This window comes from Imperialibacter sp. EC-SDR9, from assembly GCF_902498805.1.
GTDB lineage: Bacteria > Bacteroidota > Bacteroidia > Cytophagales > Cyclobacteriaceae > Imperialibacter.
Map to the genome: position 1 here is coordinate 44,813 of NZ_LR701576.1, position 17,131 is coordinate 61,943.

Consider the following 17,131-nt stretch of genomic DNA (forward strand, 5'->3'; position numbering starts at 1 on the left):
CAAACCCTGATTAGTCTCACCAAGGATGCTTTATCTTATACAACTCATTTACCTCAAAGAAGGCAAAGAAGACATCTTCGATCAGTTTGAAGCTGTAGCCATTCCCCGTATCCCGATCTACAACGGAAAGCTGCTTTTCAGACTCCGGCCTACAAGGGAGTCGTACATTGATCTTGACATAGAACAGCCCTACGAAATTCACTATGTGAGCTTCGAATCGCAAGCCGATTTCGAGGCCTATATGAAGGACGAGGAAAGAAAGAAATTTCTACACCTGAAGGAAGAATCCATCAAGTCGGTGACTTTGATAAAAGGGGAGAAACTATAGAGTGGCAGTTAGCTGTATATTGTAGCAAAAAAAGATGAAGAATTTCAGTCTCTTAACTGCGGTAGTCGTTCTCCTTGGCAGTGCGGCTTGCGATGACAAGGCCAGAACTATGACAGCGCCTGTTCAATTGATCTTCGACACGGACTTTGGACCGGACTACGATGATGTCGGAGCGATCACAGTCCTCCATGCATTGGCCGACAGTGGTCAGGTGAATATTCTGGCGACCGTTGCCAGCTGCAGCCACCCCAATGCTGCTGCGGCCATTGACGTGTTCAATACTTACTTTGGAAGGCCTGGCTTGCCCATCGGCGTTCCTAAAGGCCCATCAGTAGCCGACACCGACAAGCAGCACTGGACCGATTCGGTAACTGCTAATTACCCCCACCGGCTACAGTCAAATGATGAGGCACCAGACGCAGTGGAGGTCTACCGCAAGGTACTGGCAGCCCAACCCGACGGCAGCGTGACCGTCGTTACGGTGGGCTTCTTTACCAATCTTGCCAACCTCCTCAACTCGGCTCCCGACGAATTCAGCGACCTCACCGGCAAGCAGCTTGTATCCAAAAAGGTAAAGCAGCTGGTAAGCATGGCTGGTTGGTTTCCAACTGGGGCAGAATACAATGTAAAAAGAGACCCTATCGCATCGATGCAGGTAATGGAAGAGTGGCCGACTCCCATCCTTCTTAGTGGGTTTCACATCGGGCAAAAAATAAAAACGGGACTTCCTCTGATCAATAACGCTGCCATCAAAAACAGCCCTGTGGAAGATGCGTTTCGCATTTCAATTCCTCTCGACCCACAAGACTCAGCCGGTCGTATGAGCTGGGATCAGACGGCCGTGCTGGTAGCTGTAAAAGGCTACGACCCTTACTACAGCATTGAAACAGGTCACATGTCGGTCGACTCTACTGGCACCAACACCTGGGACACAAGCGGTAAAGGCCATGCTCGTCTGGTGGAGAAAATGGAGATCAGCAAAGTCAACAAGTTGATTGATGAGTTGATGATGTATCAGCCGAAAAATTAAAAAGTAGTTTCAATTCCAATACAAATCGGATTTCCATCTGTCATTTCTCATATTTTTTTCTTTGATTAAGAATTTTATATATCCTTGCTAAAGCTCACAAAACACCATTTGACCAATGAAAAAATACACCTATCTATTCCTGGAAATTTTTATATCTTCCATTTCAGCTGCCTTTTCACAGAAGCAAATACAGCCTGGCGAGTTAGTAACTTCTGACGGAACATTAATACAGGGTGAAATCAATTATGAAGCACGAAAGGGCACTCCAACCTCCTTCGAATTTCGTCACGAGAATGGTACTACCACCACTTACACAGCAGATAACACTCAATCAATTATAATTTATTTGGAAGACGATGTGAAAGAAGTTTTCACGTCTTTCAATCTTGATATTGATTTTGGGTCAATGGACTTAAAAAAACTTGACACAAAGGCTGAACCAACACTGACAAACAAGACGGTGTTTCTTAGAAACCTGGTGAATGGTACTATTGATCTCTATGGTTTAATCGACGCCAATGACAAGCCCCACTACTTCATCTCCAAAGAATCATCCTCTCCAAAAGAACTTACCTACCGAAAATACTACTATTCAACAAATCCAGACGGCACGGTGTCAAGTATCACGACGTCAACTGGTGTTGCGCAGGTAAGAACCAATGAGGGCTATAAAAATGAGCTCTATAATTTAATGAAAGACAATAGCACTTTTGTGGCCAAAGATTTTGAAAGACTTGAGTACAAACAGAAAGCCCTGATCACTATCGTTGATAAATACAACAACAGGTCTACTTACGTGGCAGCAAATGAAACGATCAAGTTTCGACCCGAGGTTAGTGCTGTTGCAGCGATTGTCAATGTTAAAGACGGCACTTTCAACAAAGAGGTGCAATCGTCGTTCAGCCCTAGCTTGGGAGTAGGAGTGTATGCAAAAATCCCCAGGACGAGCTGGGCGCTTCAGAATAACCTTCGGTTTACCTCTTTTAACAAAGAAGCAAGCAATCGAACTGCGGCAAACGCTGACAACTACGAGATAACGACCTACCAGTTTAGCTATATCAAGCTTCATACGATGTTTAGATATATTCATCAATTCAACTCAGGAACTGAAATATACTTTCAAGGCGGGATGCTGAACGGACTTCTCGTTAAAGAAAAAGTGCTCACTAAGAAGCATTTCTATACATCTGACACAGAGACCATTGCACCGCCGCCTGACAAAAAAATAGAGAGAGGAATAGTCGCTGGAGCAGGTGTTGGTATTAAAAAAATCTACCTCGGCATCGACTATGAAATGAGTAGCGGCTTTAATTTTTCGGTTCTGCAACCAACTTTCAAAACGATATACATCACTGGTACTTATCGATTTTAAAGATGGCGTAGAAAATCAGGCCCGCTGAATCGTCTTGCTCATCGAAGTAATAACTGCCACCAGGCTACCAATAACAGCGATGAATAGAAAAGAAGCACGCAAGCTGCTGGCCTCGGCAATGAACCCGATCAGTGGCGGGCCCAAAAGAAATCCAAGAAACGAGATAGAACTTACCATGGTCAGCGCCATGCCAGCTGACATTGTCTTTGATTTGCCAGCCACCGAATAAGCAAGGGGCACTACCGAAGACACGCCAAAGCCCACCAGTAGAAACCCAATCAACGCAGTCGCAAAATAGGGCAAAGCCACTGCGAACAGCAGGCCGCCGGCAATGAGGATGCCACTGGCTTTCAACACCGTGCCTATGCCGAATCTATTCGTGAGCCGGTCGGAGATAAACCTACCCCCTGCCATGGTCATCATGAAGGCACTAAAACCCAGCGGGACCCAAGCCTCCGGAGCTTCCACCACCTTTTTGAAATAGACACCGCTCCAGTCGAACATACAACCTTCACTCATCATACCACACATCGCAATAAGGCCAATCTTGGCCAGTGTTCCGTCGGGTTTTACCCATTTGAACTTACCGGTGTTCCTGTTCACATCTTCTTTCAGGGTATGCGGGTAGTTAATTGATAGAATTACTACTACCAGTGCCAACATGATCAGATAGTGCATCTGAGGCTCAACGCCAAGCGCCACCATCAAAGTACCGATGCCCGCTCCGGTAAAACCCGCCAGGCTCCAGGTCCCGTGAAACGAAGCCATAATGGTTCGCCCGTAATGTGTCTGAACACCGATGGCTTGTGTGTTCACAGCTATATTCACGGTGTTGCCAAAAAAGCCATAAATGAAAAGCCCGACGCTTAGCATAGCCACACTGGAAGAAAAGCCCAGAAATGGCAAAGTAAGAGCGTATCCAAGCGTTGCTACCAGCACCACCAGGCGGCTACCCAGCTTGTCGATAATGACTCCCGAAAACGGTAACGAAGCAAGAGAACCTAAAGGCAAAACCAACAACACACCGCCAAGCGCTGCTTCGCTAAGTCCCAGTTTAAGCTGAATATCAGGTATTCGTGCTGCCCAGCTGGAAAAGTTAAGACCGTGCACAAAAAAGATAGAGGCCACAGCAATCCGAAGCCTTGTTTTATTCAAAATTACAGAGGAAGTTTGGTCGGTCATATCCATGAATCAGCATGCAAAAATCATCAAACCGATGCACGCATGAAAGCTTCAAAGGGTATTTATCACCGAAACCGATTGTATTAGTACCATTTACACCCATTTCAAAATATATTCGTCTTTCATTCTCAGTTTATGACGCTTCGCATTTCAGTTTGGTCCGGGCCACGTAACATTTCTACAGCTTTGATGTATTCTTTTGCACAACGGCCAGACACGGCTGTGGTAGACGAACCACTGTATGGCCATTACCTGAAAATCACCGGATCAGAGCATCCTGGAAGAGAGCACTTGCTGAATGTGTTGGAAAAGGATGCTGGGAAAATCATCAGTGAAACGATCCTCGGCTACCACGATAAGCCTGTTTACTTCATCAAGAACATGTGCCATCACCTGACAGGCCTTGATGAATCGTTTCTTGATGAATTGGTCAACCTTTTTCTCATTCGTGACCCAAGAGAAATGCTTCCGTCGCTTGTCAATCAACTGCCTCATCCCATCCTGCGTGATACCGGCCTTGACAAGCAATTAGAGTTGTACCAAAGACTCAAGGCGTCGGGTAAAGAAACATTCATTTTCGACTCCAAAGACCTTCTGCTTAATCCGGAAGGGATGCTCAGAGCGTTTTGTAGCTTTGTCGGTATTCCATTTTACAAACAAATGTTGGAGTGGGAAGCTGGAGCAAGAGCCGAAGACGGTGCATGGGCCCCCTACTGGTACCACAACGTACATAAATCAACTGGCTTTGCGCAGTACACTCCGAAAAATGAAAAGATAAGACCTGATCTACAGCCGCTAATGGAGGAGTCGGTGGTTTTGTATGAGGAGTTGTATGCCAATGCCATCAAAGTCTGACCTCAAGCTCCCTTCGAAATCAATTTTTAAACACAAAATGTAATCAAACCATGGATCCAAAACTACCTAACCCAAAAAACAACGATATCAAAGTATACATCAACGGCGAGTTTTATGCCCGTGAAGATGCCAAGGTGTCTGTGTTTGACAGCGTGGTGCAGGGCGGCGATTCCGTTTGGGAAGGCTTGAGAGTGTATGACGGGAAAGTGTTTATGCTGGACGAACACCTCGAAAGATTAGTCAACTCAGCCAAAGCAATGGCTTTTTCGGGCACTCCATCGAAAGAGGAAGTGAAAAAGGCTGTGGTAGAAACGCTGAAAGTGAATGGCATGATGAACGATGCCCATATCAGGCTGACTCTTACCAGAGGCAAAAAGATTACCTCCGGCATGAATCCAAAATTGAACCAATATGGCCCCACGCTCATTGTGCTGGCAGAATGGAAGGCACCTATTTACACCACGGAGCAGGGTCTGACGTTGATTACGTCCTCCATTCGCCGCAACTCTCCTCAGTGTCTGGATTCAAAAATCCACCACAACAACCTGATCAATAATATCCTGGCGAAGATAGAAGCTAACCATGCTAATTGCGACGGCGCTGTGATGCTTGACCTGAATGGCTATGTGAGCGAGACCAACACCACCAATATTTTCTTTGTGAAAAAGGGAGAGCTCATCACACCGTTCGCAGATTTCTGTCTGCCTGGTATCACCAGAGCACTTATGCTCGAACTAGCCGATAGAAATGGCGTGAAGTGGAAAGAGAAGAACGTGACCATTGCCGAAATGTACACCATGGATGAGATGTTCACCACTGGCACAGAGGGCGGATTAGCAGCAGCTGTTGAAGTGGATGGCAGGCAAATTGGGGATGGAAAAGTTGGGCCTGTGACTAAACAGTTCCAGAAATGGCATGAAGAAGAGACAAGGGTGCGGGGAGTAAAAATTGGTTGATTTTTAGCAAAAAATACTAAATATTTATATTCCGCCCCCAACCATTTCGTTCTTCTAATATTCTTATATTTATCTTAATAAGGATACCCTATGAGAAAATTAGTTGCACTGCTGTCTATTTCTGGTCTGATCATTTCATTCTCATGCAGCAAAGAGGATTTTTCGGATGAACCGCTGCTCCCTTATAAGCTTGTTGGCTATCCAAAAGAGTCTGGAGTCGACATACGGTTTACCCGGCCCGGTCACGGATTGCTACCAGGAGCTCTTAGCCAACTCCCCCAGAAGGTAAACAGACCAGAGTCCTACGATATTTTTATTTCTAAAGAACCTGGCATCGATTTCAGACGAACTGCTACTCAGTTCACAAACGAAAACAGAATTTCCCTTAATGACCTTGAAAACGGGATACCCTACTACATTACTGTAAGAGCCAACAAAAGAGGGTTCTCGTTAGTGCAATACGACACTATTATGGTAGTGGCTTCAAAGCTGAAGCAGACACGCAGTATTTCCTGGCGCTACGACCAGGCACAAAAAATCACTTTCTCCCCTACTACCGACAGTGCGGCTTTTATTGCACAAATAACTTACAGTGGTTGGAGCGAAACGCCCGATTTATATATCTACCCTTACTACAATGAATCCGTGCAGGTGGGCAAAAACATTGCAGAATGCGAATGGTCACCATCCGGGGAATTGATAGCAGTTCTAAAGAAAATGGATGACGGTAATTCGATTGATAAAAACCTTAAACTCTCGGTCTATACTATTAAAGCCAATTCATTCAACGATTTGTCTGTACAATCCGAATCTTTAGCTTCAATTGAGTTTTCTGCGGACAGTAAATGGATTTACTATGTAGATGACAGCGAGAACAACCTGATTTGGAGGATCAAAACTGATGGACAACAAAAGGAGATGGTTGTTGGCAGACAAACTGCTGGTCTCGAGAAAACAACTGGCTTTGAAATAGATAGAATCAGCATCCACTCCAATGGAGAGGATATTTACTTTTCTGGATCACAAAACGAGGTTTCTAAAATCTACAGGTATAACCAAAAGTCCGGGACAGCAGAAGTCGTATTAAATGATCAATGGTCATCATTCTCTCCATCGTTATCTCCGGATGGACAAAAATTGGCTTTTTACAGCACGAGAAGCGGTCAAAGGGAGCTTTGGGTTTACGAGTTTTCAAACACAAGCTACCGGCAGCTGACTGGTTTTGAAAGAGGTGGGTGGTTCGATCAAAAAATAGACTGGCTATCAAACACTGAATTGTCTATCGGAAACACCCTCATACAACTCTAAGCGGTGATTGAGCACTTGCATTTAAGCCTGGCTTGATCCGTAAAAGCATTCTCATTTTTAACACTTAATCTGACGTTTTTTTTCATCTTTGCCCCCTTATTCTCAAGCAAAATGAAACTATTCGACGTTTACCCTCTTTTCGACATCACGCCGGTAAAAGCGCAGGGTTCCTGGCTTTGGGACAACAAAGGAGACAAGTACCTCGACCTTTACGGAGGTCATGCGGTCATTTCCATCGGCCACTCCCATCCACACTATGTGGAGAGGTTAAGTGAACAGCTGTCGAAAATTTCATTTTATTCCAATAGCATCAAGAACCCCCAGCAGGAGGAGCTGGCAGAAAAGCTGGGCAACATGTCTGGTTATCCTGACTATCAGCTTTTCCTTTGCAACTCAGGCGCTGAGGCCAACGAGAATGCATTGAAGCTGGCCTCCTTCGTTACTGGCAAAAAGAAGGTCATTGCGTTTGACAAGGCCTTCCACGGTCGCACATCCGGTGCTGTGGCTGCCACTGACAATCCTAAGATCGTGGCACCCTTCAATGCTGGTCACGAAATCGTCTTTTGCCCGCTCAACGACGAACAGGCTTTCACCGAAGCATTGGATAGCGACGTGGCTTCCGTCATCATAGAAGGCATCCAGGGCGTGGGTGGCATCCGCATGCCCAACGACTCCTTCCTGCAATTCATCGATAAGAAATGTAAAGAGAAAGGATGCATTTTGATTCTCGATGAAATTCAATGTGGCTATGGCCGCACCGGCAAATTCTTCGCTCACCAGTACGCAGGCATCAAACCTCACATCATCACCACTGCCAAAGGGATGGGCAACGGCTTTCCTGTGGGAGGCGTGCTCATTCACCCTGACATCAAACCGTGGAGTGGCATGCTTGGCACAACATTCGGTGGCAACTACCTGGCGGCAGTAGCTTGCCTGGCTGTGCTTGAGGTGATGGAAAGTGAAAAATTATTAGACAATACCCTCTCCCTCGGCAGCCAATGGATCAAAGAAATCCAGGAGCTTGTTGGCGGTCAAAATGTGAGAGGCAGAGGTCTTATTATAGGGTTTGACTTGCCTGACACGAAAACAACGGTGAGAAAGGACTTACTGGTGAAGCATCACATATTTACAGGCGAGGCAAAACCCAATACCATTCGTCTTCTCCCCTCTCTGGCATTAAAAGTTGAAGAAATCGATCTGTTCAATGAGGCATTAAAGGTGGAGCTGTCCTGAAAGTGCTGGCAAACTTCATTAAAAACGGATAGTTGGTCTATTAGTAAAACAATAGCTGAGGTAATCCGTTATCTGTACCAACACATAAACTTATTGTACTATGAAAAAACTTCTTACACTCATTTTTGCAGTGGCCAGCGCACAACTTTATGCTCAAAGCTGGGAGTTAGACAAATCCCACACCAACATCAAATTCACCGTCACTCACATGGTGGTTTCTGAAGTTGACGGCACTTTTGGTGACTTCTCAGGAACAGTAACCGGTGGTGATGACAAATTTGTTGGCGCAGCGGTTGAATTCACTGCCCAAGCTGCCTCAGTAGATACTGACAGCGAAAGAAGGGATACCCACCTGAAATCTGATGACTTCTTCAACGCAGAGAAGTTTCCTACCATCAAGTTCAGTGGTAAAATCGTTAATGAAGGTGGTAAGTACTACCTGGCAGGAAACTTCACCATGCGTGATGTGACTAAGCCAGTAAAATTCGATGTTAAGTATAATGGCAAGGTCGATACAGGAAGAGGCATGAAAGCTGGCTTCAAAGTGACCGGAGCAATCAACAGGTTCGACTACGGACTGAAGTGGGATGCTGCGCTTGAAGCCGGCGGACTGGTTGTAGCCGACGAAGTACAGATTACTTGTAACGTTGAGTTGAATGCTCCGAAAAGTTAATTAACTTTGCGGAGGTTTCCATTTTAACATAACCCGAGAATCACCCTAATTTGATTATAGAAAGGCAGGCTAGTCCTGCCTTTTACTTTTTCAGAGTGATTGGATTATAGCGTCCAATCAAATTTCATTAAAGTTTAATTATTTCAGTTTTAGGCCTACCTTTGTGTCCCGAAAGAATATTTCGGAACTCACCTCTTATGTCCAAAGCAAAATACATCTTCGTAACGGGCGGCGTTACGTCTTCACTAGGCAAAGGTATTATCTCAGCATCTCTCGGCAAGTTATTGCAGGCCAGGGGTTTTCGGGTAACTATCCAAAAGTTTGACCCCTATATTAATATCGACCCGGGTACATTAAATCCCTACGAGCACGGTGAGTGTTACGTAACTGATGATGGGGCAGAAACCGATCTTGACCTTGGCCACTACGAAAGATTTCTGGACATAAAAACCTCACAGGATAATAATGTCACTACCGGGCGTATATATAACAATGTGATCACCAAAGAACGCCGGGGAGATTTTCTGGGAAAGACCGTGCAGGTGGTTCCGCACATTACTGATGAAATAAAAAACAACTTTTATAAGCTGGGAGAAACAGGCGACTACGATATTGTCATTACTGAAATCGGAGGTTGTGTGGGCGATATTGAGTCACTGCCATTTATAGAAGCGGTTCGCCAGGCGAGGTTTGAATTGGGGGTGAATAATTTCGTCTCTATCCATCTCACACTTATTCCCTATCTGAAGGCCGCAGGCGAACAAAAAACCAAGCCAACGCAGCACTCTGTAAAACAACTACTGGAAGCAGGTATCCAACCAGACATTCTCGTTTGCAGGACTGAATATACGCTCACCAGCGAAATCCGCAAGAAGCTGGCACTGTTCTGTAACGTGGCCAGCAACTGCGTCATAGAAGCACAGGATGCTGAGACCATCTACGATGTGCCGTTACTCATGAGGAAAGAAAAGCTGGATGAACGAGTACTTACCAAGCTGAAACTTTCTCACAAGAAGGAGCCTCAAATTGACCAGTGGAAAGAATTCTTAGGCCGACTCAAGAACCCGACCGATGAGGTAAGAATCGCCCTTGTCGGTAAATATGTGCAACTCAAAGATGCCTACAAGTCTATTGCAGAAGCATTCGTGCATGCAGGAGCACATAATGAGTGCCGTGTGGAGCTGTCCTGGATTAATTCTGAAGAACTTGACGGCGATAATGTGGTGCGCCTTTTGAAGGACAAACACGGCATTTTAGTAGCGCCAGGATTTGGCGAACGTGGCTGGGAAGGCAAGCTTCAGGCGGTAAAATATGCAAGAGAAGACAAGATTCCCTTCTTCGGAATTTGCCTTGGTTTGCAGTGCGCTGTAATTGAATTCGCAAGAAACGTACTAAATATACCGAAGGCCAACTCAACTGAGATGGATCCGAAGACAAAGGCACCCGTCATTGATATGATGGAAGCTCAGAAAAAAGTAACCAAAATGGGTGGTACCATGAGGCTGGGAGCCTATGCTTGCGAGCTGAAGAAAGGTTCCAAAGCTTTCTCGGCTTATGGTCACTCAAAAATTATGGAGCGCCACAGACACCGTTATGAGTTTAATAGTAAATACCTGGAGCAATTTGAAGAAGCTGGATTTCTTGCTACGGGTATAAACCCCGACACTAAGCTTGTGGAAATAATGGAATTGAAAGACCATCCATGGTTTGTTGGTAGTCAGTTCCATCCGGAGTTGAAAAGCACCGTGATGAACCCTCACCCTCTTTTTGTCCGTTTTGTGAAGGCCGCTCTTGCCTTTAAAAAAGATACATATAAATAAAACATCACCTCAGAATAAGAAATAATGGATAGACAGCAAGTAATTGGGATGGTCATGATGTTGATCTTGCTCACCGTTTATTTTACTTTTTTTGCCCCCGATCCTCCAGTTGAAGAGCCGATAGTAGCCACTACCGAAAGTGCAGTGCAGCCTTCGCAGGTTTCAGCCGACACTACTACCACCGCCTTCATGCCTTTAGCTGATTCGGTGAAGGACAGCCAGCTCAAAGAAAAGTTTGGTGCATTTGCAGCCATTGCTTCTGGTAAGAACAATGAGGTTGCACTGGAGAATGATGACTTCAAAGTGGCTATCAGCACCAAGGGCGGTTTTGTTTCCTCGGTTGAGCTGAAGAACTACAAAACGTACGATGGCAAACCGCTTATCCTGCTGGATGAGCAAAGCTCTAAAATGAACCTGAGCTTTGGCGGCCAAAACAGGAACCTGAAGCTCGATGATTTCTATTTCAAGCCTTCTGTTACATCAAAGAAAGTATCGGGCAAAGATTCTGTCACAGTTACTCTTAGAGCATCCCTGAGCACTGGCCAGTATATCGAGCAGGCCTACACCATTTATGGTAAAGGCTATGAGATTGGCTATTCACTGACTACCAAAGGGCTGGACAATTACCTTAGTCAGGAACCTGTTGTGCTCCAGTGGAAAAATGATGTGAAAAGAGTTGAGAGTGATCTCAAAGACTCCCGCATTCGGACGACCATCAACTATTACACTATAGCAGGCGAAACTGATGAACTCAGCGCCACATCGGAAGATCTGGAGGAAGAAACAATCAGCGAATCCATTCAATGGGTAGCCATCAAACAGAAATTCTTTACAGCGGCTATTATTGCCAATGATGGTTTTTCCGGTGCTTATGTGGCCACCAAATATGCCGTAGCCGACACCACCAAGGTAAAAGAGGCCATGGTAAGCCTTACCCTCCCAGCCGAAAGATGGAAAACCAGTGGCCTGGTTGGTAAATTGTTTTTTGGCCCGAACGAATACAATACCCTTAAAGACGTAGCGCCAGAGTTCAGCAGTAATATCAACCTGGGCTGGAGCATACTGGGCTGGATCAATAAAGGATTTACGATCCCGGTTTTTCATTTTCTGGAAGGCTTCATGACCAACTACGGTATCATCATTATCATTATCGTGATTCTGATGAGAATGATTCTTTTCCCGCTCAACTACAAGTCGTACATGAGCATGGCGAAAATGAAGGTGCTTAAGCCCGAGATAGATGAAATCAAAGCACAGTACCCTGACGACATGCAGAAGCAGCAGTCGGAAACCATGGCCCTGTACCAGAAGGTTGGCATTAACCCTCTCAGCGGTTGTATTCCCATGCTACTGCAAATGCCAATTTTGTTTGCGATGTTCTATTTCTTCCCAAATGCCATCGAGCTTAGGCAGGTATCATTCCTTTGGGCGCATGACTTGTCTACTTATGACAGCGTGTTGAACCTTCCTTTCGTGATCCCATTTTATGGAGACCACGTCAGTTTGTTCACTTTGCTGATGACGGCTTCTACCATACTTTATACATGGAGCAACAGCCAGATGACCACCGTGCAGGGGCCTATGAAAACGCTTCAGTACATCATGCCTATTACGTTCCTGTTCTTTCTGAACTCTTATGCAGCTGGCTTGACTTACTATTACTTTGTTTCTAACATTCTGTCATTTGGCCAGCAGATGTTGATCAGGCGGTTTGTGGATGAAGACAAAATCAAGCTGAAACTGGAAGAGAACAAAAAGAAGAACGCCAACAAGAAAAAATCATCGTTCCAGCAGCGACTGGACGAGGCCATGAAGGCTGGCAATGCTTCGAGGAAAAAGAAGTAAGGGGTAAAGGGTAAGCGGTTAGCAGTGCTTCATTTGCTACTAACCGCTTGCTACTTACCAACTACCTACCATTGTGAATTACCCGTGGATAACTTGGGGATTACCAAATAAGCCATTCACTAACAATTCTTCTTTATTCATCTATATTTGTGCTTCCCCCAAGAAGACCTTTGTTAAATCAGTCGCTTATTTGGAGGTTTAAACCAGTTTCCTGAACCAATTTTTGGATTTTCTCATGGGCAAAATCATTTCGATTGCGAACCAGAAAGGCGGAGTAGGTAAAACAACCTCGGCCATCAATTTAGCTGCCAGCTTAGCCGCTTTGGAGTACAAGACCCTCATTGTAGACGCTGACCCTCAGGCCAACTCTACTTCAGGTGTAGGCTTGAACCCCAAGGAGGTGGAAGTTAGTATTTACGAGTGTATGGTGAACGGAGATGATCCGCACGACGCCATCGTAAAAACGGATTTGGAGTACCTGTACCTGATGCCTTCCCACATTGACCTGGTAGGTGCCGAGGTAGAAATGGTGAGTATCAGTGGCAGAGAAGAAAAAATGAGAACGGCTCTTGGGCTGGTCAAGGATGAGTACGACTTCATCATCATCGATTGTTCTCCATCATTGGGTTTGATCACCATCAATGCCCTTGTTGCCAGCGATTCGGTAATGGTGCCCGTTCAGTGCGAGTACTTCGCCCTTGAAGGTTTGGGAAAACTCCTGAATACTATTAAGATCATTCAGTCCAGGCTTAATCCAGAGCTGGAAATAGAAGGTATTCTGCTCACCATGTACGACGTGAGACTGAGGCTTTCTAACCAGGTGGTGGAAGAAGTAAATACACACTTCAAGTCACTCGTGTTTGAAACAATCATACCTAGAAATATTAAGTTAAGTGAATCCCCAAGTTTCGGCCTGCCGGCTATAGCGCACGATGCGGAAAGCAAAGGAGCTATCAGCTACCTCAACCTGGCCGAAGAAATCCTGAAAAGGAATGAAATGAGGATTCCAAAAGTGAGCGCTTGATGACGGACAATAAACTACCTAAAAGGAGAAATGCTTTAGGAAGAGGCCTTGGGGCTTTGCTTGATGACAATACCAACACTTCTGAAAAGCTAAGCGGTTCAGGAGCAGGTACGGCCAACGCTATCGGTGAGATTCCTGTGACACAAATTGAGGTCAATCCGTTCCAGCCACGAACTGAGTTCAACAAAGAAGCATTAGCTGAGCTTTCTGAGTCCATCAAGGTGCAGGGCATCATTCAGCCCATTACCGTCAGGCAGCTGAGTAAAAACCAGTTTCAGCTGATTTCCGGTGAGCGCCGTTTGCAGGCGTCGAAGCTGGCCGGGCTGGAAAGCATCCCTGCCTATATCAGAACAGCCGACGACCAGCAAATGCTGGAAATGGCACTCATAGAAAATATCCAGCGGGAAAACCTGAATAGCATTGAAATTGCGCTGTCTTACCAGCGGCTTATTTCAGAATGCAACCTCAAGCAGGAAGAACTGGGTGACAGGGTTGGCAAAAACAGAACAACTGTCACCAACTACCTCAGGCTGCTCAAACTCCCTCCTGATATCCAGATAGCCCTGCGTGATGGCAGACTTTCTATGGGCCATGCGAGAGCCATTATTGGCATCGACAATCCTGCCACACAGCTGAGTATTTTCAAGAAAATTATCAGCGAAGATCTTTCCGTTAGAAAAGTGGAATCGCTGGTGAGGGAATATACTCAAAAAGCTCCAGAATCACCCAGCCTCAATAAAACGGCCAATCCTTCGTTATCACCCGAAGTAAAAAACCTCCAAAATAAACTATCTTCGCACTTTGGCACCCGGATCTCGCTTAAGGCAGATGAAAAAAACAAAGGAGAAATTAGAATTCCTTTTGTTTCTACCGAGGACCTAAACAGAATTTTGGAAATACTGAACATCTGATGTTCCGAAAGGAAGCTTTAAAATTGATAGCGGCTGCACCTGCCTGGAGAGGTATATCTTTGGCGGCGTTGCTGCTTTTTTTATGTCAATTTGTGCAAGCCCAGGAAATATCCGGTGATTCGGTTGAAGTAATAACTGGCGAGCCCCTGATCATACGAGGAGACAGCGTTTCAAACCTCCCTAAAGGCATCATGCTTGAAGAAGAGCTCAGCACACTTGATCCCCAAAAAGCTGCGATGCTTTCCGCCATATTTCCCGGTATGGGACAGGCCTATGTTGGACAAATATGGAAAGTGCCAGTTTACTATGGTGCCTTCATCGTCTTAGGGCATATGATCTACACAAACAACCGCCTTTACAACATCTTCAGGCAGTCTCTTTTTGCGGAAAAAGACCTCGACCCTAACACGGTCAATCCTTTTCCAAGATTCAATGAAACAGCGTTGCGCCGTAATACTGACAGTTTTCGCAGAAACAGGGACTATATGATTGTTATTTCCGGCGTGGTGTATATGCTTAATATTGTGGACGCACATATCGCTGCCCACCTCGACGAATTTGATATAAATGACGAACTTGTCATCAATTACACACCCACTATTGGCAATATAAATGGCTACGCCTACGCAGGTTTGGGCATTAAAATAAGTTTTTAAGGATGAAAGTATTTTTAGTTGGCTATGGGAAAATGGGTAAGACCATCGAAAAAATAGCCATTTCACGTGGACACGAAATTGCAGGCACACTTGAAAATCAGGTTGAGAATGTTGGGAAGCTTGTGAAGGACAGCGGCGCCAACATCGCCATAGAGTTCACCCAACCAGAAGGTGCCGTAAAAAACATCCTCTCTCTAATGGAGGTAAATATCCCCACAGTGTGTGGCACCACAGGCTGGCTCGGTAAATGGGATGAAGTGGTGAGCAGTTGCGAAAAAAACAATGGCGCTTTTTTCTATGCTTCCAATTATAGCCTTGGTGTCAATCTGTTTTTCCGACTGAACAGAGCGTTAGCCAGGCTAATGCAAGACTACCCTGAGTACAAAGTAGGACTAAAAGAGATTCACCACACGGAGAAAAAGGACGCTCCCAGTGGCACAGGCATCACGCTGGCAGAGGGCATCCAAAAAGAGCGCCCTGAGTTCACCAAATTGATCAATGACAAATGCAATAACCCCGGTGTACTGGGTATCGAATCCTTCAGGATGACAAATGTACCAGGCACCCACAGCATACATTACGCCTCACCAATTGACGAAATAGAAATCAAACATACGGCCTTCAGTCGTGAAGGCTTCGCCCTTGGGGCTGTAGTAGCCGCTGAGTGGCTGCTTGACAAAAAAGGAGTGCGAGGCATGGATGATTTGATGGGGTCAAAAGAAGGTGAAAAATTTTAGTTATTATTGCGAGCGAATAGCCCGAATAAATAGAGACTCACATGAAATTGAAGTTTTTTGGTAAAAAGGAAGAAAAGGAGCAAGTGAAAAAATCTCCTCTGAGAGAGTGGTTAGACGCCATTGTTTTTGCAGTGGTAGCCGCTACACTCATCCGGTGGATTTTTATGGAAGCCTTCACCATCCCCACTCCTTCCATGGAGAAATCTCTGCTCGTTGGGGATTTCCTTTTTGTCAGCAAAGTGTCGTATGGTGCCCGCACCCCAGCTACTCCTCTTCAAATACCATTAACGCACGCTAAAATCTGGGGAACCGACGTCCCATCTTACCTCGACTGGATACAGCTACCTCAGTACCGTTTGCCTGCTTTTAGCGAGGTGGAAAGAAACGATGTGGTTGTTTTTAACTATCCACCCGAGTTCGAGCATCCTGTCGATTTGAAAACCCACTACATCAAGCGGTGTATTGGCATCCACGGCGATGTGGTAGAAGTAAGAGAAGGGCAAGTGTACGTGAACGGCGAAAAGGGTGAAAACCCCGAGCTGATGCAATACAGGTACTTTATAAAAACTGATCAAAGGATCAATGATCGGGTATTCGCCAAGTACGAGATTTCTGAACACAACCAGCTTCAGGGTGGCTACCTGGTCCATACGACGCCAGCCACAGCCGAACTATTGAAAGCTGAACCCTTCATCGAAGACGTGATCAGCACCCTGATGCCGTCGGATCAGCCCAACCCACGCATTTTTCCCGATGCCAACTATTTTCCCTGGAATGCCGACAACTGGGGGCCTCTTGAAATACCCTATGAGGGCATGAAGCTTCAGCTGAACGACACACTCGTTGCCAAGTATGGCAGCACCATTGTTGACTACGAAGGCCATAAGAATGCTGAGGTAAAAGACTACAGACTGTATATTGACGGGCAAGAAGTGACAGACTACACCTTTGGGCAGGACTACTACTTTATGATGGGTGACAACCGCCACAACTCTGAAGATTCCCGTTTTTGGGGATTTGTACCTGCCGACCATGTAGTGGGTGAGGCTGCCTTCATCTGGCTTTCACTCGATGCACAGGAGAGCTTCCTGAATAAAATTCGGTGGCGCAGGTTCTTCAATCTGATTGATTAACTATATTGTAGAAACTTCCCAGGCGTGATAATACGGGCCATCCTTTTTTAGGGTGGCCCTTTTTTATG

Annotated in this window: 16 protein-coding genes; 15 read left to right on the forward strand and 1 reads right to left on the reverse strand. The window is 45.6% G+C overall.

The annotated features are described in order from the left end of the window. Positions 1–25 precede the first annotated feature (25 nt). From GC130_RS04500 to GC130_RS04510, 3 genes are all read left to right on the forward strand, one after another. Positions 26–328 carry a DUF1330 domain-containing protein gene (locus GC130_RS04500; protein ID WP_151997079.1) on the forward strand — a complete coding sequence of 101 codons (303 nt, stop codon included), beginning with the start codon at positions 26–28 and terminating at the stop codon, positions 326–328. A gap of 34 nt (positions 329–362) precedes the next feature. Then, positions 363–1,358, forward strand: a complete 996-nt coding sequence (locus GC130_RS04505; protein WP_151997080.1) for a nucleoside hydrolase — start codon at positions 363–365, stop codon at positions 1,356–1,358. Positions 1,359–1,473: 115 nt separating this feature from the next. Continuing rightward, on the forward strand, positions 1,474–2,730 hold the full coding sequence (locus GC130_RS04510; RefSeq protein ID WP_151997081.1) for an outer membrane beta-barrel protein: 1,257 nt from the start codon (positions 1,474–1,476) through the stop codon (positions 2,728–2,730). Positions 2,731–2,745: 15 nt separating this feature from the next. On the opposite strand, the gene GC130_RS04515 is transcribed toward GC130_RS04510, so the two are convergent. Further along, positions 2,746–3,885 (reverse strand): MFS transporter, encoded by a 1,140-nt coding sequence (locus GC130_RS04515; protein WP_226940381.1) that lies wholly within the window; start codon positions 3,883–3,885, stop codon positions 2,746–2,748. Positions 3,886–4,047: 162 nt separating this feature from the next. Here GC130_RS04515 and GC130_RS04520 point away from each other — a divergent pair, with 162 nt between their 5' ends. The 12 genes from GC130_RS04520 (at position 4,048) to lepB (ending at position 17,063) form a co-directional block, all read left to right on the forward strand. Beyond that, positions 4,048–4,767, forward strand: a complete 720-nt coding sequence (locus GC130_RS04520) for a sulfotransferase family protein (RefSeq protein ID WP_151997083.1) — start codon at positions 4,048–4,050, stop codon at positions 4,765–4,767. 50 nt (positions 4,768–4,817) lie between these two features. Next, entirely contained in the window at positions 4,818–5,723 is a 906-nt protein-coding gene (locus tag GC130_RS04525; protein ID WP_151997084.1) for an aminotransferase class IV, read from the forward strand. A 90-nt stretch (positions 5,724–5,813) separates the two neighbouring features. Next, positions 5,814–7,031, forward strand: a complete 1,218-nt coding sequence (locus GC130_RS04530; RefSeq protein WP_151997085.1) for a DUF5050 domain-containing protein — start codon at positions 5,814–5,816, stop codon at positions 7,029–7,031. 111 nt (positions 7,032–7,142) lie between these two features. After that, positions 7,143–8,264 carry an aspartate aminotransferase family protein gene (locus tag GC130_RS04535; protein ID WP_151997086.1) on the forward strand — a complete coding sequence of 374 codons (1,122 nt, stop codon included), beginning with the start codon at positions 7,143–7,145 and terminating at the stop codon, positions 8,262–8,264. Between the two features lie 100 nt (positions 8,265–8,364). Next, positions 8,365–8,937 carry a YceI family protein gene (locus GC130_RS04540; RefSeq protein WP_151997087.1) on the forward strand — a complete coding sequence of 191 codons (573 nt, stop codon included), beginning with the start codon at positions 8,365–8,367 and terminating at the stop codon, positions 8,935–8,937. A 197-nt stretch (positions 8,938–9,134) separates the two neighbouring features. Further along, a complete protein-coding gene (locus GC130_RS04545) occupies positions 9,135–10,757 on the forward strand; it encodes a CTP synthase (protein WP_151997088.1) in 1,623 nt (540 codons plus the stop codon). A 24-nt stretch (positions 10,758–10,781) separates the two neighbouring features. Continuing rightward, positions 10,782–12,602, forward strand: coding sequence for a membrane protein insertase YidC (gene yidC / locus GC130_RS04550; RefSeq protein ID WP_151997089.1), 1,821 nt, complete (start codon positions 10,782–10,784; stop codon positions 12,600–12,602). A 235-nt stretch (positions 12,603–12,837) separates the two neighbouring features. Continuing rightward, a complete protein-coding gene (locus GC130_RS04555; protein WP_151997090.1) occupies positions 12,838–13,626 on the forward strand; it encodes a ParA family protein in 789 nt (262 codons plus the stop codon). After that, positions 13,626–14,537, forward strand: coding sequence for a ParB/RepB/Spo0J family partition protein (locus tag GC130_RS04560; RefSeq protein WP_151997091.1), 912 nt, complete (start codon positions 13,626–13,628; stop codon positions 14,535–14,537). The genes GC130_RS04555 and GC130_RS04560 overlap by 1 nt, the downstream gene beginning before the upstream one ends. Then, positions 14,537–15,193, forward strand: a complete 657-nt coding sequence (locus GC130_RS04565) for a DUF5683 domain-containing protein (protein ID WP_151997092.1) — start codon at positions 14,537–14,539, stop codon at positions 15,191–15,193. The genes GC130_RS04560 and GC130_RS04565 overlap by 1 nt, the downstream gene beginning before the upstream one ends. Before the next feature lie 2 nt (positions 15,194–15,195). Then, positions 15,196–15,930 carry a 4-hydroxy-tetrahydrodipicolinate reductase gene (gene dapB, locus GC130_RS04570; RefSeq protein WP_151997093.1) on the forward strand — a complete coding sequence of 245 codons (735 nt, stop codon included), beginning with the start codon at positions 15,196–15,198 and terminating at the stop codon, positions 15,928–15,930. Between the two features lie 41 nt (positions 15,931–15,971). Further along, the gene (gene lepB, locus GC130_RS04575; protein ID WP_151997094.1) at positions 15,972–17,063 is read left to right on the forward strand and encodes a signal peptidase I; all 1,092 of its coding nucleotides are present in this window, start codon (positions 15,972–15,974) and stop codon (positions 17,061–17,063) included. Positions 17,064–17,131: the final 68 nt, after the last annotated feature.